Raw genomic sequence first — 24,517 nt, 5'->3', positions numbered from 1 at the left:
TATGGATTCAAGCAGACATCTCGTCCCGCAGCTGCCGCTTGAGGATCTTGCCGGACGCGTTGCGCGGCAGCTGCTGCGCGCGAAATTCGATGTGCGACGGGATCTTGAACGGCGCCAGGTGCTCGCGCAGGTAGGTCTGCAAGCCGTCGGCGTCGAGAGACTCGCCGTCGCGTACGACGATCACCGCGGCGACTTCTTCGCCGAGCCGCTCGTGCGGGATGCCGAACACTGCGGCTTCGTACACCGCCGGATGCTCGTAGATGGCCGCTTCGACCTCGGCGCAGTACACGTTCTCGCCGCCGCGCAGCACCATGTCCTTGGCGCGGTCCTCGATGTAGAGGAAGCCCTCCTCGTCGAGGCGGCCGAGGTCGCCCGAGCGCAGCCAGCCGTTGACGATCGTCTCGGCCGTCGCCTCGGGCTTGTTCCAGTAGCCGCGGATCAGCGATGGGCCCTTGAACCACACCTCACCGCGTTCGCCGACGGGGAGGTCGTTGCCGTCCTCGTCGCGGATGGCGATGAGCTGACCGGGGGCGGCGCGTCCCGTCGACGTCGGGTGCTCGACGTAGTCCTTGCCCGAGTTGCCGGGGCCGTAGGCGTTGGTCTCCGTCATGCCGTAGCCGATGTTCGGGGCCGCCTTCTTGAACGACGAGGCGACGCGGCCGACGAGCTTGGGCGGCGCCGGCGCGCCACCGCCGCCGACCGACAGCAGCGACGACGTGTCGAACTTGTCGAAGTCGGGGCACTCGAGCAGGTCCCAGCTCTGCGTCGGCACGCCGACGAAGTTGGTGACGCGCTCGCGCTCGATGAGTTCCAGCGCGCGGGACGGATCCCACTTGTACATCATCACGAGTTTGAGGCCGCTGCCGAAGCAGCTGAGCATGACGGGCACGCCACCGGTGACGTGGAAGAGCGGCACGATCAGGATGAAGCTGAGCGGGTCGCTCGTGGCGGCGCGGGTGGTGTCGGGATTGCGCACGCGTTCGAGTGCGGTGCGCGACGCGAAGCCGGTGATCGAGTTGGTGATGGCGCGATGCGTCGACACCGCACCCTTGGGATGACCCGTCGTGCCCGACGTGTACAGGATCGTGGCGTCGTCGTCGGGTGCGATGTCGATCGGCGGGGGCACGTCGCCGAGGTGCACGACGGCGTCGTAACGCGCGGCGTCGGGCGCGTCGCCGCGCACGACGAGCGTGCGTATCCCGAGACGTTGCGCGCTGTCGTGGGCCACCTTCGCCCGCTCGGGATCGGCGATCAGAACCTTTGTGCCGGAGTCCTCGAGGGCGTAGGCCATCTCCTCCTCGGTCCACCACGCGTTCAGCGACACCGAGATCGCACCGATTGACACGATCGCCGCCCACGAGATCACCCACTCGGGGTAGTTGCGCATGCCGATGGCGACGCGGTCGCCCTTCTGCACCCCGAAGTGGTTGACCAGCGCCGCGCCGAGCGCGTCGACGTGCTGCATCACGAGGTCGAAGGACCACCGCTCGTCTTCGTAGACCAGGAAGTCGCGGTCTCCGCGCGTACGCGCCGACGCGATGAAGTCGCGCAAGGTCGGCGGCGCGTTCTTGAACACCTTGGTCGGCACGCCCAGCACGTCGACTTCTTCGAGTTCGAATACCTGCCCCGGGCCGGTGATGGCCGCCACGGCCTCGTCATAACTCATGGTCACGGTTGCGCATTATTGCGAGCGACGAACGCACCGGTGTCTTTCGTCACCCGGAACACACCGTCGACCATGCGCTGCTCGATGCGGTGGCGCAGCTCCGCCCGCTCGCCGGCCGTGAGTTCACCGGGCTCCATCGAGGCGATGTAGGCGACGACGTCGTCGGCGTCGGTGCAGCGGAGTTCGTCGTCGTAGTGGTGCCACGTGACGTCGGTGAAGGCCTCGCCCAAGACCGCGGCGCCGTTCTCGCGGCCGAAGCGCTTCGGGAACTCGGAGCCTGCGCCGCGCAGTTCCGCTATCTCGCGCATCGATTCCACGCCGTTCGTGGCGGCCAGGAGCGCACCGCCGGGGCGCAGCACGCGGCGCAGCTCGCCGACCGCGGCCGGGATGTCGGGCACGTGGTACAGCATGTGATTGGCGACCACGACGTCGAATGTCTCGTCAGCGAAGGGGAGTCGCTGCACGTCGGCCACGGTCGCCGGTGCCCCCGCCCGGGCCGATGCCGCCGTCGCCATCCCGACCGAGAGATCGCTGAGGACGAGTCGGATAAGCGAGTGGAGCACTTCCCAGAGCCATCCGGGGCCGCAACCGACCTCGAGCACGAGCGCATCCGCAGGCCAGTCCACTTGCTCGACGAGCCACTCGAACCACCCGATCGTCGCCGTGCCGTACTTGGCGTGCAGGTTCGCGCGGCTAGCCAGATTCGAGTCGTCCTTGTATTGCACCTCGCGCAAGTACATCGGATCGTTCGGAACGCGCATCGTGGGCGATCATGCCGCGCGCCGCCCGACGTCGACCTGCGTTTCGAGGGCTTGGCCGTGCGGGCCTTCGAGACGCGTCACGCCGGTGTTCGGGTTGTAGGAGATCGTCCACCCGCCTTCGTGGACGAGGTGGTGGTGGTAGGAGCAGAGCGGCACGCCGTTATCGATTGACGTGACACCGCCCTCTTCCCACCAATGCACGTGGTGGATCTGGGTGATGCGCCGTCCGCATCCGGCGGCGCAGCAGCGGAAGTTGTGACGGGCGCGGATCGCGCGGCGTTGGGCGGTCGTGAAGACCCGGGTTTTGCGGCCGATGTCGAGGAATTCGGAGACCCCACGGATGACCATGCGGTGGATGCCGGCGTCGCAGGCCAAGCGGCGAACGGCTTCGCCGGTGATGAGCACTTCTTGGTCCGTCGGCACGAGCGTGCGGCGGTTCTCGATTAGGTCCTCGTACTGAATCGTGACGCCTATCGACGCCCGTTCCGGGTCGATCTTGTCTTCGTTTACGAGCACGACTTCTTCCAGCAGGTCGAGGAGTAGGTCGAGTCGCTTCGCCGCCAGCGGGCGTTTGGGTTCGGACTCGTTGTCTGCCTGTGGACGAGTCTCCCGCGGAGACTCGTCCACAGGCCTGAGCCGTAGCTCGTTCGAGCGGTTGTGGAGCAGGTAGTCGCCGTACGCGTCCGTGATCGCAAGAACCCGCGCCAGCATGTCGTTCGTTCCTTCGAGCACCAAGCGGCCGAGTCCGTCCATGAACCCTGCTTCGAGGCGCATGCCGTAGTGGTCGTCAAGGTCGGGCTTGGTGCTTCCGTTGACGAAGTTCCAGTAGCGGACACGCGTCTCGAGGGCACGCGTCGAGCTGTCAGGCGCGTCGGCGACGAACTTGGTGTCGCGTTCTTCATTGAGTCCTTCGAGGCGCGTGATGATGCGCGCTTTGGCGTACGGCAACTCGCCGGCGGCGAACGCGGCGCGCACCACAGGGCGGCGTTCGAGTTCGTGCGCCACCCTTACCTTCTCGAACGCGGTCGAGCGACGCATCGCGCACATGATTTCGAGCCACGAAACACACGAGTGGAACCCGTCGACCCGGTACAGCTGCTCGCGATCGAAGTCGGCGAGCTTCAACACCCACTCGACCACCTTCGTGTTGATCTCGCCCCAGTCGGCGACCAACTCGCGGCCGGCTCCGGTTGCGGATACGGACATACGGCTACCTCCAAACAGCAGAACAATGCGGGAGGCAAGCCGGGAAACCGCGGCTGCGACGGCGCACCGATTGTACCCGAACGCGCGTTCGCATTCAAGGCGTTTTCGCAGCTAGGACCGCACTTTCGCAGCCGTATTAGGCTGATAGGCCGTGCTTTCCGACCGCATCCTCATGGGCCCGGGCCCGTGCAATCCGTATCCGGAAGTGACCGCAGCACTCGGGCGGCCGATGCTCGGGCACCTCGATCCCGACTTCCTCGCCGTGCTCGACGAGACGTGCGAACGCCTGCGCACCGTGTTCCAGACGGCCAACGCCCTCACGCTGCCGATCAGCGGCACCGGGTCGGCGGGGATGGAGGCGAGCTTCGTCAACGTGGTGAAGCCGGGCGACGTGGTCGTCGTCGGGGTGAACGGGTTGTTCGGCGAGCGGATGGTGGACGTGGCGACGCGTTGCGGCGCGCAGGTGGTGCGTGTCGACGCCGAGTGGGGCACGCCGCTCGACCCGCAGCAGTTGCTCGACGCCCACCCGAACCCCGCGATCATCGCCGTGGTCCACGCCGAGACGTCGACGGGGGTGCGCAACGACGTCGCCCCCCTCGGCGCCGCCAAGCCCGCTGGCACGTTGCTCCTGATCGACTGCGTCACGTCGCTCGGCGGCATCGAGGTCGACATCGACGGCTGGGGCGTCGACATCGCCTACTCGGGTACGCAGAAGTGCCTCGGTGTTCCGCCGGGTCTCGCGCCGCTCACGTACTCCGATGCGGCGCGCGCTCGCATTCTGGAGCGGCCGCAAAGCTGGTACCTCGACCTGTCCCAGATTGCGTCCTACGTCGAGGGCGGCGGCGGGGCCCGTCGCTATCACCACACGGCGCCGATCTCGATGATCTTCGGGCTGCACGCCGGCCTCGGCGTCGTGCTCGAGGAGGGACTGCGCAACGCGTGGGCCCGTCACGAAGAGGCGGGACGTGCGCTGCAAGACGGGCTCGAGAAGCGCGGTTTCGAGTTGGTCGCCCCGGCGACCAACCGCCTGCCGGAGTTGACGACGGTGTGGGTGCCGAGCGGCGTCGACGACGCCTTCGTGCGGCGCGCGCTGCTCGCGCGCTATGGGATCGAGATCGGCGGCGGCGTCGGTGCGATGGCGGGCAAGGCGTGGCGCATCGGCTGTATGGGCCACACGGCGCGATTGCGCAACGTCGCCGCGTTGCTGGCCGCGCTCGACGAGGTCGTCACCTGGTGAGCAAGGTCGTGTGGGAGCCGTGCGATCCCGAGGACACCAACCTCGGTCGCTTCATGGAAGCTGAGCACGTCCCGGGCGAGTTCGACTTGCTGTACGAGAAGTCGGTCGAAGAACCGCAGTGGTTCTGGAACGAGATCGTGCGGTGGCTCGACATCAAGTTCCGCACGCCTTACAGCGAAGTCCTCAACACCGACAACGGCATCGCCTGGGCGACGTGGTTCACCGGCGGTCGGCTCAACGCCGTCGACACGCTGCTGGCCGCGCCGGCTACCCGCACCGCCATCGTGTGGGAAGGCGAAAACGGCGACGTCCGCGAGTGGACCTACGCCGAATTGACCAACGCCGCGAGCGGCGTGGCCGCGGCGTTGCGCGACGCGGGCGTCGGCCAGGGCGACACCGTCGGCGTGTTCATGCCGATGCTGCCCGAAACGGTCGCCGGCCTGCTCGGCGTGATGGCGGTGGGCGCGATCTTCCTGCCGTTGTTCTCCGGCTACGGCGCGGCCGCCGTCGCCACCCGCTTGCAGGACGCGGAAGCCAAAGCGCTGCTGACGGCGGCGGGCGCCAGCCGCCGCGGCAAGACCGTCGACATGATCGGCGTGGCCGAAGAAGCAATCGCGCATTGCCCCACGGTCACCACCGTGCTGTGCGTCGGGCGCAACTGGCCGGCGCCGACGGACGCGCCGCTCGACGCGGTAACGGTCGACAGCGAACACCCGCTGTTCATCGCGTACACGTCGGGCACGACCGGCCGGCCGAAGGGCACGATCGCCACGCACGCCGGCTTCTTGGTGAAGGTCGCCGAGGAGGTGGCGTTCCAGTTCGACGTACGCCCCGACGACCGCCTGTTCTGGTTCACGGACATGGGCTGGATCATGGGGCCGTGGGAGGTCGTCGGCACGCTGGCGAACCGGGCCACGTTGATGCTCTACGAAGGGGCGCCTGACTGGCCGGCGCCCGACCGGCTCTGGGATTACATCGAGCGCCACGGCGTGACGGTGCTGGGCATCAGCCCGACGCTCGTGCGTTCACTCATGAGTCATGGCGACGATCTCGTGCACGAGCACGACCTCGGCAGCCTGCGCATCCTCGGCTCCACCGGCGAACCGTGGAACGAGTCGCCGTGGCTTTGGTACTACCGCGTCGTGGGCGGCGAAGCGTGCCCGATCATCAACATAAGCGGAGGAACCGAAGTCGGCGCCTGCTTCCTGTCGCCGCATCCGATCCACGCGATCAAGCCGATGAGCCTCGGCGGTCCCTGCCTCGGGATGGCCGTCGACGTGTTCGACGACGAGGGCCAACCGGTGCGCGGTGCCGTCGGCGAACTCGTCTGCACCAAGCCGTGGCCGGGCATGACGCGAGGCATCTACAAGGATCCGCAGCGCTACCTCGACACGTATTGGAGTCGCTGGCCGGACGTGTGGGTGCACGGCGACTGGGCGTCGATCGACGCCGACGGCGACTGGTTCCTCCACGGCCGCAGCGACGACACGATCAAGGTCGCGGGCAAGCGCCTCGGTCCCGCCGAAGTCGAAAGCGTCCTCGTGACCCACCCATCCGTTACCGAAGCGGCCGCGGTCGGCGTGCCCGACGACGTCAAGGGTGAAGCGCTGTGGTGCTTCGTCGTGCTGGCGCCGGACGCGTCACCCACCGAGGATCTGCGCGCCGAGCTGAAGGCGTTCGTGGCCGACGCCCTCGGCAAGTCGTTCGCTCCGAGCATGGTGAAGTTCACGACGGCGCTGCCCAAGACGCGCAACGCCAAGGTGCTGCGCCGTGCGGTTCGAGGGGTCGTGACCGGGCAGGACGTGGGAGACTTGTCGTCGCTGGAAGATCCGGCAACGATTGAAGCCGTACGAGCGGCGGTGTAACGGGGGATTAGGGAGTTGGCTTTGCTACGCACCACAGCGCCGGTGCAGCTGGCAGGACGCCGCCTCGTGCTGCGCCCGCTCGAGGCCACCGATTTCGACCAGTGGACCGAGGTGCGCTCGCGCTCGGCGGGCTGGCTGCGCAAGTGGGAGCCGAGCATCCCGGCGGGCCACGCCGATCCGTCGACGGATCGCCGCGCCTTCGCATCGCGCTGCGCGGCGCGCGACCGCGAGCGACAGCTCGGCACCGGCTACGGCTTCGGCATGTTCTTCGACGGCCAACTCGTCGGCGAGATCAACATCAGCTCAATCCAGCGCGGCCCCTTCCAGAGTTGCTACGTCGGTTACTGGGTCGACGAGAAGCAGGCCGGCAACGGCCTCACTCCCGAAGCCGTCGTCGTCGTGATGCGCTTCGCTTTCGAGGAACTCGGCCTGCACCGCGTGCAGGTGGCGATCATCCCGCGCAACGCGCCGTCTCGTCGCGTGATGGCGAAGCTCGGCATTCGCGAGGAGGGCATCGCCACCCGGTACCTCGAGATCAACGGCGTGTGGGAAGACCACGTGCGCCACGCCATGACGGCCGAGGAGTGGGCCGAGCGCGGCAGCGAACTGCTCGACGCCTGGGTGCGATAGCGCTTGCGCGGTTGGGCGCGGCACGGTCGCGTCAGTCTGTGGTTGGGCCGGCTGGTGCCGGTGCGCCCGCCGCCGGTGCTCGTGCTCGGCATGCCGCGCAGCGGCACGACGTGGGTCGGGCGCACGCTGGGTGACGCGCCCGAGGCGATCTACTTCAACGAGCCGGTGAGCGAGGTGCACGTGGCCGAGCAGGGGAGAGCCACGTTCTTCGAGGTCGACCCCGACAACCCGCCCGCGTCGTATCCTTGGCCGGCGCGGTTCGCCGCCGCCGGAGTCCCGGCGTTCGGGCCCGCGACGGTGGCGCCCCTCGGGTTGTCCGCGCGCCTCGGCAAGCGCGTGGTGATCAAGGAAGTGAACCCACTCGCGGTCGAGTGGTATGTGCGGGCGCTCGACCCGATCCTGCTTACGATCGTGCGCCACCCCGCGGCGGTGGCCGTCAGCTTGCACGAGCGCGGCTGGGGCTGGGACGGCATCTACGAGCAACGCTTCCTCGAACGCACGCGGCCGTCGCTGCCCGACGTGGCGGCCAACTTCTGGGCGCGTATCGGCGCGGTGCAGGGGATCGCGTGTCACCGTGTCGACGCCGCGTTCCCGGCGGCGACGGTGACCTACGAAGGCTTGTGCCGCGATCCGCAGTCGAGCTTCGTCGACTTGTTCGAGGTCGCGGGGCTCACGTGGACCGACGACGTCGCCCGCTCGCTTCAGGCGAGCACGCACGGCGACATCACCCGCGGCGCCGACGACCCGCTCGGCACCACGCGCAACACCTCCGCTATGGCTGACGCCTGGCGTTCACGCATCAGCGCCGAGCAACTCGCCGACGTGCGCGCCGGCTGGGACGCGACCGACCCGACGCGCTACCTCGACGACGCCGACTGGGAGCTCTAGGTCGGCGTCGACTCCGGCACGGACAGGTGAAGGCCGACGCCCCAGAAGTAGCCCTCGTCGGCGTCAGCGGGCCCGTTCGTCTGGAAGCTCTCGAAACGGAACGTGCACCACGAGGAAGTTCCCGGATGTACCGACGCGGGCGGATTGACCCTGAAGTGGAACGTGACGGAGTTCGAGACGGTCCACACGGACCGTGGGAGGGACGTGCAGAAGTTCGGGTCGTCGCCGCCGCTGGCGAGGAGCTTTGCCTTCACGTTGAAGGTGCCGACGGAGTCCGCCGCGGCCCACGCCGTCATGGGCACGTCTATGGCGCTCGGCAGCGTGAACTTGAACCAGTCGTGCGGTTGGTCGCCGAGCGGACTCGAGACGCCGAAGACGGGATACGGCGAAACCGGCACGTACGGATCGTCGAGGCCGGCTTGCGCGCGCGAGTTGGCGAACACGCGCGTGAAGCGATAGGTCCGTCCCCCGTCAGTTTCGTACCAGCGGGTGTCGCCGGCGATGTCGGCCAGCTCGACGGTTCCCTGCTGCTTCAACCACGGCGGCTGGTCCTTCCACGGGTGGTTTGGTGTGGCGGTCTGCAGCTCCCACTGGGCCAGACCGTCGGTGTCGGTGTACGCCTCGGCGATCTCGTGGCTTGCCTGCTGTGTGTGCGTCGGGAAATCGCCGGGTTCGAGTACGGCCGCGAACGTGTCGCCTTCGGTGTACAGCGAGGACTCGTCGTGACCGTTGTGCACCCGGTTGGAGACCATCGGCGGATGGTGAGAGTTGCAACCAGCAGTGTCCATGCCGCCGCCGTCTTGGCAGCGCAGGAACAGCACGTAGATCGTCTGGTAGTTCGGCGCCGCGGCGGCGGTCGACGCGTCGTACACGTAGTCCTGGTAGTAGAAGTCGGGGATTTGATGGTGGAAGGGCTCCTTCATGTCGTCGACCATCATCACGGTGACCTGCGGCTTGTTCGGGGGTGAGCCGGGCGCGGGCGGATACTCCTGCTGCAGCGCGGCGAGCCACTGACTCTGCGGCAGGTACTTCACGAACTTCGCCAGCTTGGTGGCGTGCGGATATTTGGTCGGGATGACGGCGACGAACCGCAACGGCTTGGGAGCGACGCCGAGGTTGGGTACCTGGGGTGGCTCGCGGTGGACCTGGACGTCGTAGGCGTAGGCCGAGCGCTGCGGCATCACCGCCAACGTCGCAGCCAGCAGCACGAACGTGATCAGGAGCCGTCGCATGCGGCCACAGTAGGGAGCCGGGGTTGTCCGACGCTGCGGCGCATGTCACACCTCGTGGCTGCGGCGTTCGAGATAGCGCCGCTGGACTTCCGTCGGTGCGAGCCGCGCCGCTTCGGTGAACGCCTGCGCCGCGGCGTCGCGGTCGCCGAGACGGCGCAGCATGTCGCCCCGGGTGGCGTGGAAGAGATGGAAGGACTCCAGCTCGCCGGCCAGCGCGTCGAGCAGCGGCAGTGCGGCTTCGGGCCCGAACGCCATACCGACGGCCACGGCGCGGTTGAGCGCCACGAACGGCGTGGGCACCATGCCGGCGAGTTGGTCGTAGAGCGCCACGATGCGCGGCCAGTCCGTCGCCGCCGCAACAGGGGCGATGGCGTGGCACGCGGCGATCGCCGCCTGCAGCTGGTAGGGCCCGCGGGCGCCGCGCCGCTCGGCGGACTCGAGGCGCGCAACGGCGCGACGAATGGCGTCGAGGTCCCACGTCGAGCGGTCCTGCTCTTCGAGCGGCAAGAGGTCACCGTGCGCGTCGACGCGCCCGGCGCGCCGCGCGTGGTGCAGTTCCATCAGCGCCAGCAGGCCGGCGGCTTCGGGTTCGTCCGCCATGAGGTCCGCCAGCGCGCCGGCCAGACGGATCGCTTCGTCACAGAGTGCGACGCGGACGTGGTCGTCGCCCGACGTGGCGTTGTAGCCCTCGTTGAACAACAGATACAGCACACCGAGCACGCCCTCGACACGCTCGGGCAGTAACTCCGGTGGCGGCACTCGATAGGGGATGCCGGCGTGTTGGATCTTCGCCTTGGCCCGCACGAGCCGCTTCGCCATCGTCGGTTCGGGAACCAGAAAGGCGCGGGCGATCTCGGCGGTCGACAAGCCGGCCAGTGTCCGCAGCGTGAGTGCCACGCGGCCCTCGATCGGTAGCGCCGGGTGGCAGCAGGTGAAGATGAGGCGCAGGCGGTCGTCGGCGATGAGAGGCTGCTCGGCCGGTTCGTCGTCGGTCGTCACCGCGATCTCCTTGTACTTGGCGGCACGAGTCTGGTCACGGCGGATGCGGTCGAGGGCGCGGTTGCGGGCCACGGTCGTCAACCACGCGCCCGGCGAACGCGGGACGCCGTCGCGCGCCCACGCCTCGATCGCCTGAGCGAAGGCGTCTTGGGCGCACTCCTCGGCGAGGTCCCAGTCGCCCGTCGTGCGAATGAGGGTCGCGACCACGCGCCCCCATTCGTCACGAAAGGCTTGCGCGACCTCTCCAGAAATGTGGCCGTCTACATCTCCCAAATCGGGCGGACCTCGATCGTGCCGTCCTGGGCGCCCGGCAGCATCGACGCGGCCTTCACCGCGTCGTCGATGTTGGGAACGTCGATGACGAAGTAGCCACCGATCTGTTCCTTCGTCTCGGCGAAGGGGCCGTCGGCGACGAGCAGTTCGCCGTTGCGGATGCGGACCGTCGTCGCGTCGGTCGTCGGGCGCAGGCGCTCACCGCCGACGAGCACACCGCGGGTGCCGGCCTCTTCGGCCCACTTCATGTACTCAGCGGTGCGGTCCGGGGTGGCGTTGGTCGCCTCGGCGGCCTCGTCGGTGCAGATCAACAGCAGGTACTTCATCGGTCTCTCCTTTGGTTAGGTAAACCCCACGACGAACGAGACCTCGTCAGATGGACAGCTTCGGAACTACTTCTTCTGGAAGTTGGCAATCCGCTCTTTGAACTCGGGTTGTTGGAGCGACCACGCCTGGACTTCGAGTTCGATCTGCACGGCGTCACGCGACGTGTCGACGTCCCACATGCGGTTCATCGTGGCCTTCGTGCGGCGCGACAGCTCACGCGGCGCCGAGGCGGCGCGTGCCCCCATCTCGAGGGCCCGTGGGAGTAACTCGTCGGGGGCCACGCAGTCGTAGGCGAGGCCGAAGCGCACGGCGTCTTCGCCCGAGTACTCCTGGCCGAACAGCACCATCGCCCGCGCCACTTGCGGGCCGACGATGCGTTGGAGCATCCAGGTGTGGCCGCCGCCGGGATGCAGGCCGAGGTCCAAAAAGCGCGTGATGAACTTCGAACTGGTCGACGCAATGCGAACGTCGCAGGCGAGCGCGAGGTTCATGCCGGCGCCGACGGCCGCACCGTTGACCGCCGCGATCGTCGGCTTGGGGCAGTTGGCGAACACGAGGAAGCCGTCGTACACCGATCCGACAGCGCGGCTCTCCGACTCGCTCGTCGACCCAGCGAGATGACCGAGGGTGGCGCCGGCGCAGAAGCCCTTGCCTTCGCCGGTGACGACGAGGGCACCGACCGCGTTGTCGTTCACGCACTGCTCGACGATGGCGACGATCTCTTCGACCATCTCGAGGTTCATCGAGTTGCGCCGCTCCGGCGCGTTCAACGTGATGAGAGCGACGCCGTTGTCGTCGACGGCCAGCGAGACTTCGCTCATCAATTGCTCCGTTCGCGCACGACGGCGGGTGAGTGACGGAAGAAGTTCTCCACGTCGCGTTCGTAGTGGTAGTCGGGACGCGAGTTGCCGACCGTCTTGCGCAACCGCGAAGCCCGCACGAAGCTCTCGACCGCGCCGGCCGACGTATGCCGGTAGGTAAACCCGGCGCGCTTGAGGCGACGGTTGTCGACGCCGCGGCCGTAGCGCAGCAGGTCGAGGACTTCCGGCGGCCAGTCGACGACGCGCATCGTGTCGAGCAGCGACGCCACCACCCCCGTTCCTACCGGTGTGATCGGGAAGCGGCGTTTGCCGCAGATCGAGACGACCTCGCTCCAGGGCACCTTGCCGTCGCCGGCGACGTTGAAGATCCCGGGGATGCGGTTGTGCATCACGAACTCCATCGAGCGGATGACGTCGTCTTCTTCGGTGAACTGCAACAGTGGGTCGAAGCCGGCGATATAGGGCACGACGGGCAACTCCAGCGCACGCGACAGCGGCGTCTGGATGTCGGTGCCCAGCACGTTGGAGAAGCGCAGCAAACTGACGACGACGTGCGGATTGTCCTCGGCGAAGTCGCGCAGGTACCCCTCGACCTCGAGGATCGAGCGTTCAACGCGGGTGCGCGGTGGCCGACGACGGGTCATCTCTTCGCGGAACCACGCCGGGTCCTCGCGGTTGGACCCGTACACCAGCGTCGAGGACTTCACGACGATGTGGCGCACCGAACTGCCCGGCGTGCTGGCGGCGGCGAGGAGGTTCATCGTGCCGATCACGTTGATCTCGTGCAGCGCCCGTCCGCTGATGCGCGTCGAGTCCATCTCGAGGAACGTGTGCAGGATGGTGTCGACCTGCGTCGCCTCCACGATGCGCGCCAGGATCGAATAGCTCGAGTCGGCGCGCACGTATTCGGTGCGCTCGAGTTCGACCGTCGGCTCCTGCGTGTCGAGGCCGACGATCATCTCGACGTCGGGGTCGCGTTCGAGCGCTTCGGCGGCCCGGCCGCCCCAGAAGCCGCCGAGGCCCGTGATGAGGACGCGTTTTCCCACGTCAGCCGAACCAGACCGAGGCGCGGGTGCGCAACATGTCGAACAGCGCTTCTTGCAGCTGGACGCGGATGCGCTCGGCTTCGTCCATCACGTGGCTCTTCGAGTACCGCTCCTGGTCGGCCGGCACGTCGAAGTGCACGGGGTCGAGCACGCGCAGCTTGAACTTCGCCGGGAAGTAGGCGACGGCGCCGAGCACGGGGCCGAACACCAACTGGTTGGCCGTGATCGGGAAGTACGGCAAGCCGAGCATGCGCGCCAGCGTGGCGTTCTTGGCCAGGATGGGCATCGACTCCTCGGCGCCCACAACGGCGATGGGGATGATCGGCACTCCGGCGCGCATGGCGATTTCGACGAAGCCACCACGACCGAAGCGACGCAGCTGGTAGCGCTCGCCGTACGTCTTGGACGTGCCTTTGGTGCCTTCCGGGAACACCAGGGCGAGCTGCTTCTGCTCGCGCAACAGGCGGTAGGCGTTCTCCGGATCCGCGGCCACGCCCCCGACGCGGGACCACATCGTGCCGAGGTACGGCATTCCCTTGAACCAGTGGTCGGCCATGCCGTACACGGGCCGCTGCAGTTCGGTTTCGATGCCGTGCATGATCACCGGCGCGTCCGACGGGACGGCCCCGGCGTGGTTGGCCACCAGCAGCGCACCGCCCGTCCGCGGGATCTTCTCCATGCCTTCCCACTCGGCGCGGAACCAGTACTTGTAGATCGGTTCGTAGACCCGACGGGCGAGGGCACGCATGTGCTCGGACCGGCCCCACTCGTCGACGTCGCCGAGCCGCGGATCCGTCGGCGTGGGCGGCTCTTCGGTCTGGCGCGGGAGCGGCACGAGGGCCGAGCTGGTCTCGCGTTCGGCGACGCGCTTGGTGGGCATTGGTCAGAGGTTAGTGGGCGTCCTCCGCCGTCAAAGAGGCCGGGCCTTCGCAGGTTTCGGCGAGCGCGCACCACGTGCAACCGGGTCCCGGTGTGATCGCCGGCGGCCGGTGCGAGCACACGATTTCGGTCATGCGCAGGATGGCGTCGCTGGTGCGCCGGGCGGCGGCTTCGAGCACGTCACGGTCCACGTCCTCGGCGGTCCAGCTGCCGTCGGGCGCGTAGAACGACGCGATCCGCCACGGCGGCGCGCCCCACCGCAGCATGAACACGAGCGCGTAGAAGCGCAGATCGTCGACGTGGGACTGGTGAGGCGTACCCGTTTTGAGGTCGACCAACAGGCTGCGGGCGTCCGCGCCGGCGGGACGGCCGAGGGCAAGGTCGGGACGGGCGTTGAGGAGGACGGTGCGGCCGCCGAGCGTCGCCTGAAACGACTGTTCCGTGCGGGGCAGCAGGCGCTTGGGCAGCGGCGGGAACCCGTCGACCAGCGAGGACACGTGGGTGACGCTGTCGGCGCGCACGGCGGCGGCGCGCGCCGGCGGACCTTCGTCGAGAAAGGCGGCGAATCCGGAGTTGTCCTCGCACATCAACTCGATGGCCGACGCGACGGCGTCGAGCGGCGTGGCGCTGAGGCGCCCGACGAGCAGCAGCTCCGCGGCGCGGTGGGCCACTGACCCGGCGGCGTTCGACACGTTCCAGGAGAAGTCGCCGCCGAACTGCCAGCGCGTCTCGCACTGGAGGGCCGTGCGGATCGTGTACTTGTTCACCGGCAGCGTCTGGCCGCCTTCGTCGAGGGCGTCCACGGCCCACTGCGTGCGCTCGGTGAAGCCGCGGCGGATGTGCTCGACGGTGTCGTGGTCGACGCGGGGTCGGGCGTCGTCGAAGGTCAGGAGGCCGTCGACGACGGCGCGTTGCGCGGCGTTGAGCTCAGGCAACCGGCGCGGGCGTCGGGCGGAAGATCGCGCCGACGGCGATCAGCGCGGCCACCACGGCCGAGCCGAAGTTGCGGATCACGAACACGACGAGCACGCGTCGCGTCAACGAGTCGACCGGCTGGGTCGCCACGAGTTGTGCCACGCGGAAACGCGCCATGACCGCGAGGATCGTGCCGACGCCGAGGATGAGCGACGACACCACGACCACCCACAGGGCGACCGTGGTCAGCTGGGTCTGGTCACCGGCGCGGGCGCGGGCGAGGGCGAGCGCGCCGAAGACGGCGGCGACGATCAACGCGATGCCGATCGGCGACTTCTCCAGGTTCGTCAGGAACGCGTATCCCTGGCGGGTCGGGAAGTTCATCTTCTTGACGTTGACCGCGAGGCCGACACCCATCGTGCCCACGAGCTCGGCGATCCCGAGCAGGGCCACGGCCGCCGCCGCCCACGTCAGCACGCGGTTGACCGGGTCGGCTTCCACGACGACGACGGATGTGGGCTCAACGGTTGTCTCGACGGTTTCAGGGGCCTCGTCCACGGCGAGAGTGTTACACCGTTCTGTCACTGTGTCCGGCATGAGTGGGACGGAGTTCGCACAGGTCGTGCGCCAGCTGATGCACGCCACCGCCGGCGCCGGCATGCGGGCGCCGGCGTTCAAGAGCCCGCCTCGGCTGCCCGAAGCGCAGCGCACGATCCGGTGGCTGGCGCCCGACAAGGCCATCGTTGCCGTGCGCCGCGCCAACCGCCCGTCCGACGCCGTCGTGGCCGACATGATCGAAGGCGTCGTGCGGGCCAACCGCCTGTCGGGTTCGGAGGCGCAGGACGCGGCTCGTAAGCTCGCGGCGTGCCTGACGCGCTGATTCCCTCGACCGGTTGGGGAGTGCTGCACCTCTTCTGCACGGTCACGCCCGCCTTCGACGCCGAAGCCGTCGTCGCCGCCACCAAGGCGGTCGAGGCCGACGGGTACCAGGCGATTCCCTTCGCTGTGCTCGGCCACAAGGCCGACATCGGTTTCATGGCGCTCGGCCCCGACCTGTGGCGCCTGCAACAGTTCCAGACGGAACTGCAGCGCGCCGGCCTCGCCGTCGCCACGTCCTACGTGTCGCTCACCGAGGTGTCGGAGTACGCCAAGGGGATGCCGGAGCAGATGCTCCAAGCGCGGCTGTATCCCAACCTGCCGCCCGACGGGATGCGGGCCTTCTGCTGGTATCCGATGTCGAAGCGCCGCGGCGAAACCGACAACTGGTTCTCGCTGCCCTACGACGAGCGCAGCGAGCTGATGCACGGCCACGGCAAGACGGGTCGCACCTTCGCCGGCCGCGTGCTGCAAGTGATCACCGGCTCCGCCGGCCTCGACGACTGGGAGTGGGCGGTGTCGCTCTTCGCCGTCAACCCCGACGACCTCAAGGAGGTCGTCTACACGATGCGCTTCGACGAAGCCTCGGCCAAATACGCCGAGTTCGGGCCGTTCATCACCGGCCTCATCAGCACCGTCGAAGAAGTCGTCGCCCGCGTCGCCCGCTGAGCTCCAGCCCCTCGCGTTCTGGTCCGTTTCAGACGGAAAGACCCTTGCGCAAACGGACCAAAACCCGTTGGGCGGCGGCTTGGCCGCTGGCGACGCACGCTGGAAGACCGAGTCCTTCGTAACAGGAGCCGGCGAGGGCCAGCGGGGCGCGCACGGCGGCGGCGGCGGCGTGCGCCGGTGCCGCCACGTCTGTCAGATGGCCGACGCGGAACTGCGGCAGGGCGTGTTCGTAGCGGCTGACTCGCGCGTCGCTCGGGGCGTCGGCGTGGAGGTCGGTGGCCTCGACGAGTTCGCGGTGCAGGGCGGCCACGAGGTCGTCGTCGGACAGATCGTGGTGGCGGACGTCGTCAATACGGCCCGTCGAGGCGCGCACGACTTGGGTGTCGCGCGGGGCGCGCTGTGACCACTTGGCGTTCCACCACGACACGGCGCTCGTCAGCTTGTGCTCGACGCGCGGCACGAGGTAGCCGCTCGTGTGCGGCGGCGACGTGAACGCCGCGGTCGGGTAGGCCAGCAGCGTCAACACGACGGACGCGTACTCCACCGTCGACAACACGCGGGCGGCGTCGGGGGCGAATGGGACGACGAGCGACGCCGTCACCGGTGCGTGCGTCGCCACCACGACGCCGTCGAAATCTTCGCCGGCGACCTCCCACCGGTCGCCCACCATGCCCAATTCGTCGATCCGCGCCCCGAGGCGGATATCGGGGAGCTGCTTTGCCACGCCGCCGACGATCTCGCCCAGCCCGGCGCGCACGGAATAGAACACGGGATCGCTCGACAGCGCCGGTTCCGGTAGCGCGTCCATCAGCGGGCGGCCGGAGCGCGCCGCGGCCAGCAGCTGCGGCACGGCGACCGCGGTCGAGAGGAGCTCGCTGCGCCCGGCGTGCACCCCGCCCATCAAGGGATCGACGAGGCGCTCGAAGACCTCCTCGCCGAAGCGCTGGCGTACGAGTTCACCCATGCCGACGTCGTCGCCGACGGCGATCACCGGCAACTCGCGTTCACGGGCGGCGCGCGCCACGCCCTCGGCGCTGATGATCCCCGTGTCGCCGAGATGCTCGGCCGAGCGCGGCACGCCCATCACGAGACCGGACGGCATCTGGCGCACTTCGCCGCGGGTCCAGATGCCGGCGTCCGCCGCGGTGGGCGAGATCAGGTCGTCGCGAGTGAAGCCGACGCGTGCCGCGAGGTCGATCATCTCCGGCCGACGGGCGAGGAACGCGTCCGGGCCCGCTTCGACGCGTTCTCCGGCAAAGTCCACGGTGCGGATCGGCCCGCCGACGCGGTCGCTCGCTTCGAACACGGTGACGTCGGCCGCCGCGGCGAGGTCGAGGGCGGCGGCGAGCCCGGCGATGCCGGCACCGATCACGGCGACGCGCGGCCGGGCGCGCTGACTCATCGCCGGGAGACGAGATCGGCGACGAGCGCGCAGAACGCCGGGTCGTCGTCGAGCGAGCGCGTGCGGGCGAAGCCGATGCCGAGGTCGCGGGCGAGCGACGCCGCCTCGATGTCGAGGTCGTAGGCGATCTCGAGGTGCTCGGACACGAAGCCCGCGGCGCACACGACTACTGCTGTCGTACCGGCGCCGGCTTCCTCGCGGATCACGTCGAGCAGCGACGGGTCGAGCCACCGTCCGCCCGACACGCCGGCGGACTGGTAGGCGATGCCGAAGTTGGTGATGCCGGCCTCCTCGGCGACGCGGCGCGCTGTCTGTTCGAGGTCGTCGCCGTAGGAGGTGTCGTCGCCCAGCGCGGCCAGCGGCAGGCTGTGGGCGGTCACGACGAGCAGCGCGCCGTCGATCCACACCTCGCGCACGCGGGCCGCCAGCAGTTCGATCAGCGCCGGTTCGACGTGCCACGACCGGATGACGTCGAGCGGCACCCGCCCGTCGACCGCCGTCTCGGCGCGCGCGGCGTAGTCCGACACCGCCGGCGAATCGTGCGGCGCCAGCACGACACCGACGATGCGCTCGACACCGGCGGCCACGAGCTCGTCGACGGCGTCGGGGATGTAGGGCTCGGCGTATTTCTGGCCGAGGCGCACGACGTACTTCGCCGGGTCGAGGGCGGTCGCAATGCCGGCGACTTGCGCCGTGGTCCGAGCCGCGAACGGCGACAGCCCGCCGATGGCTTCGTAGCGCCGGGCCAACTCGGCGACTTCGTCGTCGGTCGGCGGACGGCCGCGACGAATGCGCGTGTAGAACTCGGCGATGTCCTCGCGACGCGCCGGCGTGCCGTGCGCCAGCACGAGGACGCCGATCACAGTGACTCCGTCGGCGGCGGCTGCTTGTGCACCCACTGGACGAGCTGGGTCAGCACGTCGGGATCCGTCGCCGGCAGCACGCCCCAGCCGAGGTTGAACACGTGTCCAGGTGCGGACCCGGCGGCGTCGACCACGCGCTGCGCTTCGGCCTGCAGCGCCGGCCAACCCGCGAGACAGGCCGCCGGGTCGAGGTTGCCCTGCACCGCCACGTCGGGCCCGACGCGGTCGCGCGCCAGGTCGAGGGGCACGCGCCAGTCGACGCCCACGACGTCCGCGCCCGCTTCGGCGAACAGCGGCAGCAGCTCGCCGGTCGACACGCCGAACACGATGCGTGGCACGCCGCGTGCACCGATCGCTTCGAGCACCCGCGTCGTCGCCGGCATGGCGAACCGGCGGTACATGTCGGGGTCGAGCGCGCCGACCCAGCTGTCGAAGATCTGAATCGCCGATGCGCCGGCGTCGACCTGCGCCAGCAGGCTCGTGGCCGCGATGTCGGCGAGCACCTCCATCAGCGCTTCCCACACGTCGGGCGCGCCGAGCATCAGCGCCTTGGTCTTGGCGTAGTCGCGCGACGGGCCGCCCTCGACCAGGTAGCTGGCGAGGGTGAAGGGTCCGCCGCAGAACCCGATCACGGGCACGGTGTCGGTGCTCGCCACCTGCTTGATCCCGCCGAGCAGTCCGGCCATCGACGACGCCGGATCGGCGAGCCGCGGCAGGGCGGCGACATCGGCGGCGGTGCGGACCGGATGGGCGAATACCGGCCCGACCTCGGCCACGAGCTTCACGTCGATGCCGGCGGCCGATAGCGGCGCCACGATGTCGGAGAAGATGACCGCGGCGTCGACGCCGAAGCGCTTCACCGGCTGCTCGGTCACGAGCGCGGTGAGTTCCGCGCTCGCCATGACCTCGAACATCTCGTGCTGGGCGCGCACCTCGCGGTACTCGGGTAGGCAGCGACCCGCTTGGCGCATGAACCACACGGGAATGCGGTCGGCGGGTTCGCGGCGGCAGGCTCGGAGAAAGGCGTCGTTCACTTCGGCCTGATCCTAAGAGTTGCGGAACGCCGCGCCTGATTTGCGGTGCGTGGCCCCGGCGGGTTTCGAACCCGCACTTGAGAGATTTTAAGTCTCCTGCCTCTACCGTTGGGCTACAGGGCCTGACGTGCGTCGGCACCGGATGGCGCCGCGAACACTCGGGAACGTCAGCGTACGAGGGCGGGCCGTCGCCGGGGTGCTCGTGGTGATTCTGCGGAACACCTGGCGAGGTCTACCCGCGTATTCTCGGCCCATGTCCGATATACCGACCGCCGTTGTCTGGCACAACCAGCGATGCTCGAAGAGCCGCGGCGCCTGCGATCTGCTCGCCGTGCGCGGCGTGGACTTCGAGACGCGCAACTACATCGCCGAGCCGCCGTCGCGGCGTGAACTCGAGTCGGTCCTGACGATGATGGGCGAGCCCGACGTCAAGGTGATCGTGCGCCTCGGTGAGGACAAAGCGAAGCAACTCGGCCTCAAGGACAAGTCGCGCGACGAGATTCTCGACGCCCTCGTCGCCAACCCCGAATTGATCGAGCGCCCGATCGTGATCACGTCCGAGGGGCGCGCCGTCGTGGGGCGTCCGCCCGAACTCGTGCTCGACCTGTTCGAATAGCCGCGTGCGTCTCGTCGTTGCACGCTGCACCGTCACCTACGCCGGACGGTTGTCAGCCACGCTGCCTTCGGGCGTCCGTCTCGTCATGGTCAAGGCCGACGGCTGCGTCGCCATCCACGCCGACGCCGGCGCCTATAAGCCGCTCAACTGGATGATGGCGCCCAACTTCGTCGAAGAACGCGAGCTGCAGTGGATCGTCACCAATTCGAAGGGTGAGACCCTCACCATCGATTTCGAGGAAGTGCTCTCCGACAGCAGCCACGACATGGAGGTCGGTCCGGGCTTGGTGAAAGACGGCGTCGAGCACGCGTTGCGCGACCTCCTCGCCGGCGCCCCGCACACCATCGAAGACGGCCTGTCACTCGTGCGGCGCGAGTACCCGACCCCGATCGGTCCCGTCGACTTGATGCTGCGCGACCGGGATGGGCAGATGGTCGCCGTGGAGATCAAGCGCCGCGGCGAGATCGACGGCGTCGAGCAGTTGGCCCGCTACATCGAGTGCCTCGACCAGGACCCGAGATTACGGCCGGTGCGCGGCGTGTTCGCCGCCCAGAAGATCGCGCCGCAGGCCAAGGTCCTCGCCGATCAGCGGGGCCTTACCTGTGTGGAAGTCGACTACGACGCGCTGAAAGACGGCCGCGTCGACAACACGCTGTTCTGAACGACCGGCTAAGTGGCGAGGGCGTGGAAGCCCTCGAGGATCTCGCCGCCGTTCTTGCGTGACGACAGTGCGTGGTGCAGCTCGCTCATCTGCGTGGCGAGGTTCGCCTCGCGGTTGGGGCCGAGCGAGTTGGCCACGGCGCGCTCCCAGATCGGACCGATCACGTCGCGGCCCGCAATGTGTTGACCGTCGACGCCGACGAACGTGCGGTCGCGCATCTCGGTCAGCGTCGTCTTCAGGTACTCGACGTGTGGCGTCTCGTCGGCGCGGATGTAGGACACGAGTTGTGCCGCCAGACCGTCGCCGGCGGTGAGCTCGTTATCGGACAGCACCTCTTCGGCGAAAGCGAAGATGTGGAACGCGCTGATTTCGATGAGCAGCAGCGACGTCATGCGCTGGATCAGCGACTCGAGCGTCGCGTCGATCTCGGGCACCTGCTGGTCGGCGTTGAGCTGTGACAGCACGCCGGTCGAGCGCTGCTGCGGGTTGGCGTTCTGCCCGATGCCCATGCGCGCCAGCATCACTTCCACCTGGTCGTCGGTGACGGGGTTCTCGAAGGCGACGTCGCGCGCCGCGAACCACATCTGCTTGTGGCCGCCCTCGAACCCGTCGGCGCTGTCGAAGCCCGCCTCGTCGCGGGCGTGCGCCTCGAACAGTCCGCCACCAAGGTGCGCCATCGCCGTGCCCTTGATGGGCTCGACGAAGTGCGCCTGGAGGTCGGGAATCGGGGAGTAACGCAAGTAGGCGCCGAAGCCTTCGACCGTGCCGACGCGGGTGAGCGTCGAGGTCATCGGTTCGAACACGCCGTTCCGCAACAGGTACTTCGCCTGCGCCACGTTGGGGTAGTGCGCCGGCCAGCGGTCGAGGCCGATGTCGAGCAACTCGGTGCCGAAGTTCTTCTGATGTTCGGCCTTCCAGTTTTCGATGGCCGTCCAGCGGTTCTTGGTGCGCGGCGAGACGTATTCGCCGTCATGGCCGAAGCCACCGTGGCACTTCACGCCGCCGGCGAAGAGCGGTGCCTCGACGGCATGCGTCTCGAGCAGTTCCGCTTCGGTCCATTCCAATTGCATCGATGCCTCCCCAGATCCAGGCCGTGAACTCTAGGGTCTCAAGGCGAGCGCGGTCCGAACGCGTTAAACAAACTGCATGGAGGCGACCCGGTTTGGGGGCGGCGCACCCGCCGACAGCACCCGGCAGCGCCTGCTCGACGCGGCCACCGAGGTCTTCATGGAGAAGGGGTACGACGGGACGCGCGTCGCCGAGATCGCCCGCCGCGCCGGGCTCACGACGGGCGCCATCTACGGCAACTTCGAGAGCAAGGCCGAACTCCTGACCGCCGCCCTCGCCGCCAGCTGCTCGACGCAACATCGCTTGTTCCTCGACGTGCTGGCGCTGGCACCGCGTGACGAGACCGCGGCACGCGCCGTCGAGGCGGCGCTCAAGGCGTCCAGTGACCAGATCGCCGAGATCGTCAACGCCCGCGGCGCCGAGTTCGACGTGTCGGCTGAAGCGATGGGTCTCGCCCTGGAGTTGATGGCGGTCGGCGCCGTCGTCATGCAAGCCCTCGGCCGCGCGTTGCCGTCTGCTGAACTGGCACACGTATTGAAGGTCGCCGCCGCCGTGGTGTCGGCCGAACACGACGGAGCGTGATGGATCTCTTTTCCCTCGAAGGCAAGACCGCGATCGTGACTGGCGCGTCGTCGGGCATCGGCGTGCAGATGGCGCATGCGCTCCACGACGCTGGTGCGACGGTCGTGCTCGCGGCGCGACGCGCCGATCGCATCAAGGCATTGGCCGACGAACTCGAACGCTCGTTGCCGCTCACGTGCGACGTCGCCGTGGACGACGACCTCGACGATCTCGTCGCCGCCACCATGGACAACTACGGCCGCATCGACATCGTCGTCAACAACGCCGGCATCGGCGAGCCGATCGCGGCAATCGACGAACCGGTGGACGAGTTCCGCAACACGGTTGCGGTCAACCTCACTGCGACCTTCGCGCTGTGTCAGAAAGCGGGGCGCCACATGCTCGCGGCCGGCCGCGGTTCGATCGTCAACGTGGCGTCGATCCTCGGCATGGTCGGCGCCGGCATGTTCGCCTCCGCCTCCTACGCGTCGTCCAAGGGAGCCGTCATCCAACTCACCCGTGACCTTGCGGCGCAGTGGGCCCGGCAGGGCGTGCGCGTCAACGCGTTGGCGCCTGGCTGGTTCGAAAGCGAGATGACGGCGGTGATGTTCGCCGACGAGAACGCCATGACGCTGGTGCGCCGCAAGACCCCGATGGCACGCCCGGGGAAGCCGGGCGAACTCGACGGAGCGCTCCTCTTCCTCGCCAGCGATGCGTCGTCGTTCGTGACGGGGCAGGTTTTGGCCGTCGACGGGGGTTGGACGGCCATCTGAGTGGGAATAGGAAATAGTGCCGGAATCGCGCCAGAAATACCTCTCTCGCCCGTTGTCCCTGGGCGAGACGAAAAAAGGTGTTCCTCCCATGACGATTTCTGTCGAATCCGACCTGCTGACCCCTGCTGAGGTCGCGACGCTGTTCCGTGTCAGCCCCAAAACGGTCACCCGCTGGGCCCGTTCGGGCAAGCTGACGGCGCTGCGCACGCTCGGTGGGCACCGCCGGTTCCGGGCGAGCGAAGTCAAGGAGCTGCTCGAGCGCTTCGAGGACGTGGGTACGGACCTCGCCTGACGACGTGACTGACGGCTAGTTCGTCAGCACGATCTTCCCGAGCTTCCCCCCAGCCGAGAATCGTTCGTAGGCAGCCTCGACTTCGTCGAGCCTGTAAGTCGCCAGCACGGGCACGCGCACGCGCCCGTTGGCCAGCAACGGCACCACGTGCTGTTCGACGCGGCGCGCCGCGTCGGCTTTTTGCTCGAGCGGGCGCGCCCGCAGCGTGGACGCGTGGATCGCGCCGCGCTTGCCCATCAGGTTCGCCAGGTTGACCTCCGCCATGATCCCGGCGCCGACGCCGATCACCGAGATGCGACCGCCGGTGTTCAACGCCTGGATGTTCGTGTCCATGTTCGGCCCGCCGACGAGTTCGAGGATGACGTCGTAGCCCGTCGTGTCGGCGAACCGGTCGGGCGCGATGACGACGTCCGCGCCGAGCGCCCGCACCTCGTCGTGGCGTGACTCATCGCGCACCGTCGCGGTCACGTGGGCGCCCGCGGCGTGTGCCATCTGCACCGCAGCGGTGCCGACGCCGCCCGCGGCGCCGTGCACGCAGACGCGATCACCCATGGCCAGGCCGCACTGGGTGAACAGCGCGTCATGGGCCGTGGTGAAGGCTTCGGGGAAGCCGCCCGCCTGTGCCCAGTCGACGCCCGGCGGCACCGCCATGAGGACGCGCTCGTGCACTACGAGATGGGTCGCCTGCGCGCCCCCGCCGACGACGGCCATCACGCGGTCGCCGACGCCGAAGCGAGTCGCCGCCGTTCCCAGCGCCGCCACCTCGCCGGCCATCTCCAATCCCGGGATGTCGGGCGGCGAGCCCGGCGGGGCGGGATAGAAACCGCGCCGCTGCAACAAGTCAGCGGCGTTGAGGCCGGCCGCCTTGACGGCGACGAGGACCTCGCCCGGTCCAGGCGTGGGATCGGGCCGCGCTTCGACGACGAGGGCGCCGTCACGCACGACGACGGCTCGCAC

At 68.7% G+C, this 24,517-nt stretch carries 27 protein-coding genes and 1 tRNA gene; 11 read left to right on the top strand and 17 right to left on the bottom strand.

What is annotated here, in order from left to right:
- Positions 1–7: 7 nt before the first annotated feature.
- From VHC63_06865 to VHC63_06855, 3 genes are read right to left on the bottom strand one after another with little or no spacing between them, the layout of a single operon-like run.
- A complete protein-coding gene (locus VHC63_06865; GenBank protein ID HVV36309.1) occupies positions 8–1,666 on the bottom strand; it encodes a class I adenylate-forming enzyme family protein in 1,659 nt (552 codons plus the stop codon).
- A 2-nt stretch (positions 1,667–1,668) separates the two neighbouring features.
- The gene (locus tag VHC63_06860; GenBank protein HVV36308.1) at positions 1,669–2,427 is read right to left on the bottom strand and encodes a class I SAM-dependent methyltransferase; all 759 of its coding nucleotides are present in this window, start codon (positions 2,425–2,427) and stop codon (positions 1,669–1,671) included.
- A 9-nt stretch (positions 2,428–2,436) separates the two neighbouring features.
- On the bottom strand, positions 2,437–3,633 hold the full coding sequence (locus VHC63_06855) for an HNH endonuclease signature motif containing protein (GenBank protein HVV36307.1): 1,197 nt from the start codon (positions 3,631–3,633) through the stop codon (positions 2,437–2,439).
- A gap of 151 nt (positions 3,634–3,784) precedes the next feature.
- Between VHC63_06855 and VHC63_06850 the strand changes: the two genes are divergently transcribed.
- From VHC63_06850 to VHC63_06835, 4 genes are read left to right on the top strand one after another with little or no spacing between them, the layout of a single operon-like run.
- A complete protein-coding gene (locus tag VHC63_06850; GenBank protein HVV36306.1) occupies positions 3,785–4,870 on the top strand; it encodes an alanine--glyoxylate aminotransferase family protein in 1,086 nt (361 codons plus the stop codon).
- Positions 4,867–6,735, top strand: a complete 1,869-nt coding sequence (locus VHC63_06845) for an AMP-binding protein (GenBank protein HVV36305.1) — start codon at positions 4,867–4,869, stop codon at positions 6,733–6,735. The genes VHC63_06850 and VHC63_06845 overlap by 4 nt, the downstream gene beginning before the upstream one ends.
- Before the next feature lie 21 nt (positions 6,736–6,756).
- Entirely contained in the window at positions 6,757–7,365 is a 609-nt protein-coding gene (locus VHC63_06840; protein HVV36304.1) for a GNAT family protein, read from the top strand.
- Positions 7,366–7,419: 54 nt separating this feature from the next.
- Positions 7,420–8,253, top strand: coding sequence for a sulfotransferase domain-containing protein (locus VHC63_06835; protein ID HVV36303.1), 834 nt, complete (start codon positions 7,420–7,422; stop codon positions 8,251–8,253).
- On the opposite strand, the gene VHC63_06830 is transcribed toward VHC63_06835, so the two are convergent.
- The 8 genes from VHC63_06830 to VHC63_06795 form a co-directional block, all read right to left on the bottom strand.
- Positions 8,250–9,485 (bottom strand): hypothetical protein, encoded by a 1,236-nt coding sequence (locus VHC63_06830; GenBank protein HVV36302.1) that lies wholly within the window; start codon positions 9,483–9,485, stop codon positions 8,250–8,252. The two genes, VHC63_06835 and VHC63_06830, sit on opposite strands and share 4 nt — an antisense overlap.
- A 45-nt stretch (positions 9,486–9,530) precedes the next feature.
- Complete coding sequence (locus VHC63_06825; GenBank protein HVV36301.1) at positions 9,531–10,691, bottom strand: sigma-70 family RNA polymerase sigma factor; 1,161 nt, start codon at positions 10,689–10,691, stop codon at positions 9,531–9,533.
- Positions 10,692–10,744: 53 nt separating this feature from the next.
- Entirely contained in the window at positions 10,745–11,083 is a 339-nt protein-coding gene (locus tag VHC63_06820; protein HVV36300.1) for a YciI family protein, read from the bottom strand.
- Positions 11,084–11,149: 66 nt separating this feature from the next.
- Entirely contained in the window at positions 11,150–11,905 is a 756-nt protein-coding gene (locus VHC63_06815) for an enoyl-CoA hydratase (GenBank protein ID HVV36299.1), read from the bottom strand.
- Entirely contained in the window at positions 11,905–12,951 is a 1,047-nt protein-coding gene (locus VHC63_06810; GenBank protein HVV36298.1) for an NAD-dependent epimerase/dehydratase family protein, read from the bottom strand. Before VHC63_06810 ends, VHC63_06815 begins: the two co-directional genes overlap by 1 nt.
- Before the next feature lies 1 nt (position 12,952).
- Complete coding sequence (locus tag VHC63_06805) at positions 12,953–13,831, bottom strand: lysophospholipid acyltransferase family protein (GenBank protein HVV36297.1); 879 nt, start codon at positions 13,829–13,831, stop codon at positions 12,953–12,955.
- 10 nt (positions 13,832–13,841) lie between these two features.
- Positions 13,842–14,765 carry a PD-(D/E)XK nuclease family protein gene (locus VHC63_06800; GenBank protein ID HVV36296.1) on the bottom strand — a complete coding sequence of 308 codons (924 nt, stop codon included), beginning with the start codon at positions 14,763–14,765 and terminating at the stop codon, positions 13,842–13,844.
- Positions 14,758–15,303 (bottom strand): hypothetical protein, encoded by a 546-nt coding sequence (locus VHC63_06795; GenBank protein HVV36295.1) that lies wholly within the window; start codon positions 15,301–15,303, stop codon positions 14,758–14,760. Before VHC63_06795 ends, VHC63_06800 begins: the two co-directional genes overlap by 8 nt.
- 37 nt (positions 15,304–15,340) lie before the next feature.
- Here VHC63_06795 and VHC63_06790 point away from each other — a divergent pair, with 37 nt between their 5' ends.
- On the top strand, positions 15,341–15,625 hold the full coding sequence (locus tag VHC63_06790) for a hypothetical protein (GenBank protein HVV36294.1): 285 nt from the start codon (positions 15,341–15,343) through the stop codon (positions 15,623–15,625).
- Positions 15,610–16,290, top strand: a complete 681-nt coding sequence (locus VHC63_06785) for a chlorite dismutase family protein (protein HVV36293.1) — start codon at positions 15,610–15,612, stop codon at positions 16,288–16,290. The genes VHC63_06790 and VHC63_06785 overlap by 16 nt, the downstream gene beginning before the upstream one ends.
- 28 nt (positions 16,291–16,318) lie before the next feature.
- Here the strand turns inward: VHC63_06785 and hemG are convergent, their stop codons facing one another.
- The 4 genes from hemG to VHC63_06765 all read right to left on the bottom strand — a co-directional run bounded on the left by hemG (position 16,319) and on the right by VHC63_06765 (position 19,712).
- A complete protein-coding gene (gene hemG / locus VHC63_06780; GenBank protein ID HVV36292.1) occupies positions 16,319–17,692 on the bottom strand; it encodes a protoporphyrinogen oxidase in 1,374 nt (457 codons plus the stop codon).
- Positions 17,689–18,555: a ferrochelatase gene (gene hemH, locus VHC63_06775; GenBank protein HVV36291.1), complete on the bottom strand. Its 867-nt coding sequence runs from the start codon at positions 18,553–18,555 to the stop codon at positions 17,689–17,691. The genes hemG and hemH overlap by 4 nt, the downstream gene beginning before the upstream one ends.
- Positions 18,552–19,589 (bottom strand): uroporphyrinogen decarboxylase, encoded by a 1,038-nt coding sequence (gene hemE, locus VHC63_06770; protein HVV36290.1) that lies wholly within the window; start codon positions 19,587–19,589, stop codon positions 18,552–18,554. The genes hemH and hemE overlap by 4 nt, the downstream gene beginning before the upstream one ends.
- Before the next feature lie 50 nt (positions 19,590–19,639).
- Positions 19,640–19,712: transfer RNA gene (locus VHC63_06765), tRNA-Leu, on the bottom strand.
- Positions 19,713–19,842: 130 nt separating this feature from the next.
- Here VHC63_06765 and VHC63_06760 point away from each other — a divergent pair.
- A complete protein-coding gene (locus VHC63_06760; protein HVV36289.1) occupies positions 19,843–20,205 on the top strand; it encodes an ArsC/Spx/MgsR family protein in 363 nt (120 codons plus the stop codon).
- A 4-nt stretch (positions 20,206–20,209) separates the two neighbouring features.
- On the top strand, positions 20,210–20,866 hold the full coding sequence (gene nucS, locus VHC63_06755) for an endonuclease NucS (GenBank protein ID HVV36288.1): 657 nt from the start codon (positions 20,210–20,212) through the stop codon (positions 20,864–20,866).
- Positions 20,867–20,874: 8 nt separating this feature from the next.
- Here nucS and VHC63_06750 read toward each other — a convergent pair whose 3' ends face one another.
- The gene (locus VHC63_06750) at positions 20,875–21,936 is read right to left on the bottom strand and encodes a hypothetical protein (GenBank protein ID HVV36287.1); all 1,062 of its coding nucleotides are present in this window, start codon (positions 21,934–21,936) and stop codon (positions 20,875–20,877) included.
- A gap of 76 nt (positions 21,937–22,012) precedes the next feature.
- Between VHC63_06750 and VHC63_06745 the strand changes: the two genes are divergently transcribed.
- The 3 genes from VHC63_06745 to VHC63_06735 all read left to right on the top strand — a co-directional run bounded on the left by VHC63_06745 (position 22,013) and on the right by VHC63_06735 (position 23,560).
- Positions 22,013–22,516: a helix-turn-helix domain-containing protein gene (locus tag VHC63_06745; protein HVV36286.1), complete on the top strand. Its 504-nt coding sequence runs from the start codon at positions 22,013–22,015 to the stop codon at positions 22,514–22,516.
- On the top strand, positions 22,516–23,268 hold the full coding sequence (locus tag VHC63_06740; GenBank protein HVV36285.1) for a glucose 1-dehydrogenase: 753 nt from the start codon (positions 22,516–22,518) through the stop codon (positions 23,266–23,268). The genes VHC63_06745 and VHC63_06740 overlap by 1 nt, the downstream gene beginning before the upstream one ends.
- A gap of 88 nt (positions 23,269–23,356) precedes the next feature.
- Complete coding sequence (locus VHC63_06735; protein ID HVV36284.1) at positions 23,357–23,560, top strand: BldC family transcriptional regulator; 204 nt, start codon at positions 23,357–23,359, stop codon at positions 23,558–23,560.
- Positions 23,561–23,575: 15 nt separating this feature from the next.
- Here the strand turns inward: VHC63_06735 and VHC63_06730 are convergent, their stop codons facing one another.
- The gene (locus tag VHC63_06730) at positions 23,576–24,517 is read right to left on the bottom strand and encodes an NAD(P)H-quinone oxidoreductase (protein HVV36283.1); all 942 of its coding nucleotides are present in this window, start codon (positions 24,515–24,517) and stop codon (positions 23,576–23,578) included.

The sequence above is a fragment of the Acidimicrobiales bacterium genome (genome assembly GCA_035546775.1).
In the GTDB taxonomy this organism is placed as follows: Bacteria; Actinomycetota; Acidimicrobiia; order Acidimicrobiales; family JACCXE01; genus JACCXE01.
Note: the sequence above shows the minus strand (reverse complement) of the source record. Positions and strands in the feature narration are given on the sequence as shown.

Excerpts from the sequence above, each read along its gene's own strand:
- VHC63_06865 (HVV36309.1), bottom strand. The coding sequence starts at position 1,666 with ATGAGTTATGACGAGGCCGTGGCGGCCATCACCGGCCCGGGGCAGGTA.
- VHC63_06860 (HVV36308.1), bottom strand. The coding sequence starts at position 2,427 with ATGCGCGTTCCGAACGATCCGATGTACTTGCGCGAGGTGCAATACAAG.
- VHC63_06855 (HVV36307.1), bottom strand. The coding sequence starts at position 3,633 with ATGTCCGTATCCGCAACCGGAGCCGGCCGCGAGTTGGTCGCCGACTGG.
- VHC63_06830 (HVV36302.1), bottom strand. The coding sequence starts at position 9,485 with ATGCGACGGCTCCTGATCACGTTCGTGCTGCTGGCTGCGACGTTGGCG.
- VHC63_06820 (HVV36300.1), bottom strand. The coding sequence starts at position 11,083 with ATGAAGTACCTGCTGTTGATCTGCACCGACGAGGCCGCCGAGGCGACC.
- VHC63_06815 (HVV36299.1), bottom strand. The coding sequence starts at position 11,905 with ATGAGCGAAGTCTCGCTGGCCGTCGACGACAACGGCGTCGCTCTCATC.
- VHC63_06805 (HVV36297.1), bottom strand. The coding sequence starts at position 13,831 with ATGCCCACCAAGCGCGTCGCCGAACGCGAGACCAGCTCGGCCCTCGTG.
- VHC63_06790 (HVV36294.1), top strand. The coding sequence starts at position 15,341 with ATGAGTGGGACGGAGTTCGCACAGGTCGTGCGCCAGCTGATGCACGCC.
- hemG (HVV36292.1), bottom strand. The coding sequence starts at position 17,692 with ATGAGTCAGCGCGCCCGGCCGCGCGTCGCCGTGATCGGTGCCGGCATC.
- VHC63_06760 (HVV36289.1), top strand. The coding sequence starts at position 19,843 with ATGTCCGATATACCGACCGCCGTTGTCTGGCACAACCAGCGATGCTCG.
- VHC63_06750 (HVV36287.1), bottom strand. The coding sequence starts at position 21,936 with ATGCAATTGGAATGGACCGAAGCGGAACTGCTCGAGACGCATGCCGTC.
- VHC63_06745 (HVV36286.1), top strand. The coding sequence starts at position 22,013 with ATGGAGGCGACCCGGTTTGGGGGCGGCGCACCCGCCGACAGCACCCGG.
- VHC63_06740 (HVV36285.1), top strand. The coding sequence starts at position 22,516 with ATGGATCTCTTTTCCCTCGAAGGCAAGACCGCGATCGTGACTGGCGCG.
- VHC63_06735 (HVV36284.1), top strand. The coding sequence starts at position 23,357 with ATGACGATTTCTGTCGAATCCGACCTGCTGACCCCTGCTGAGGTCGCG.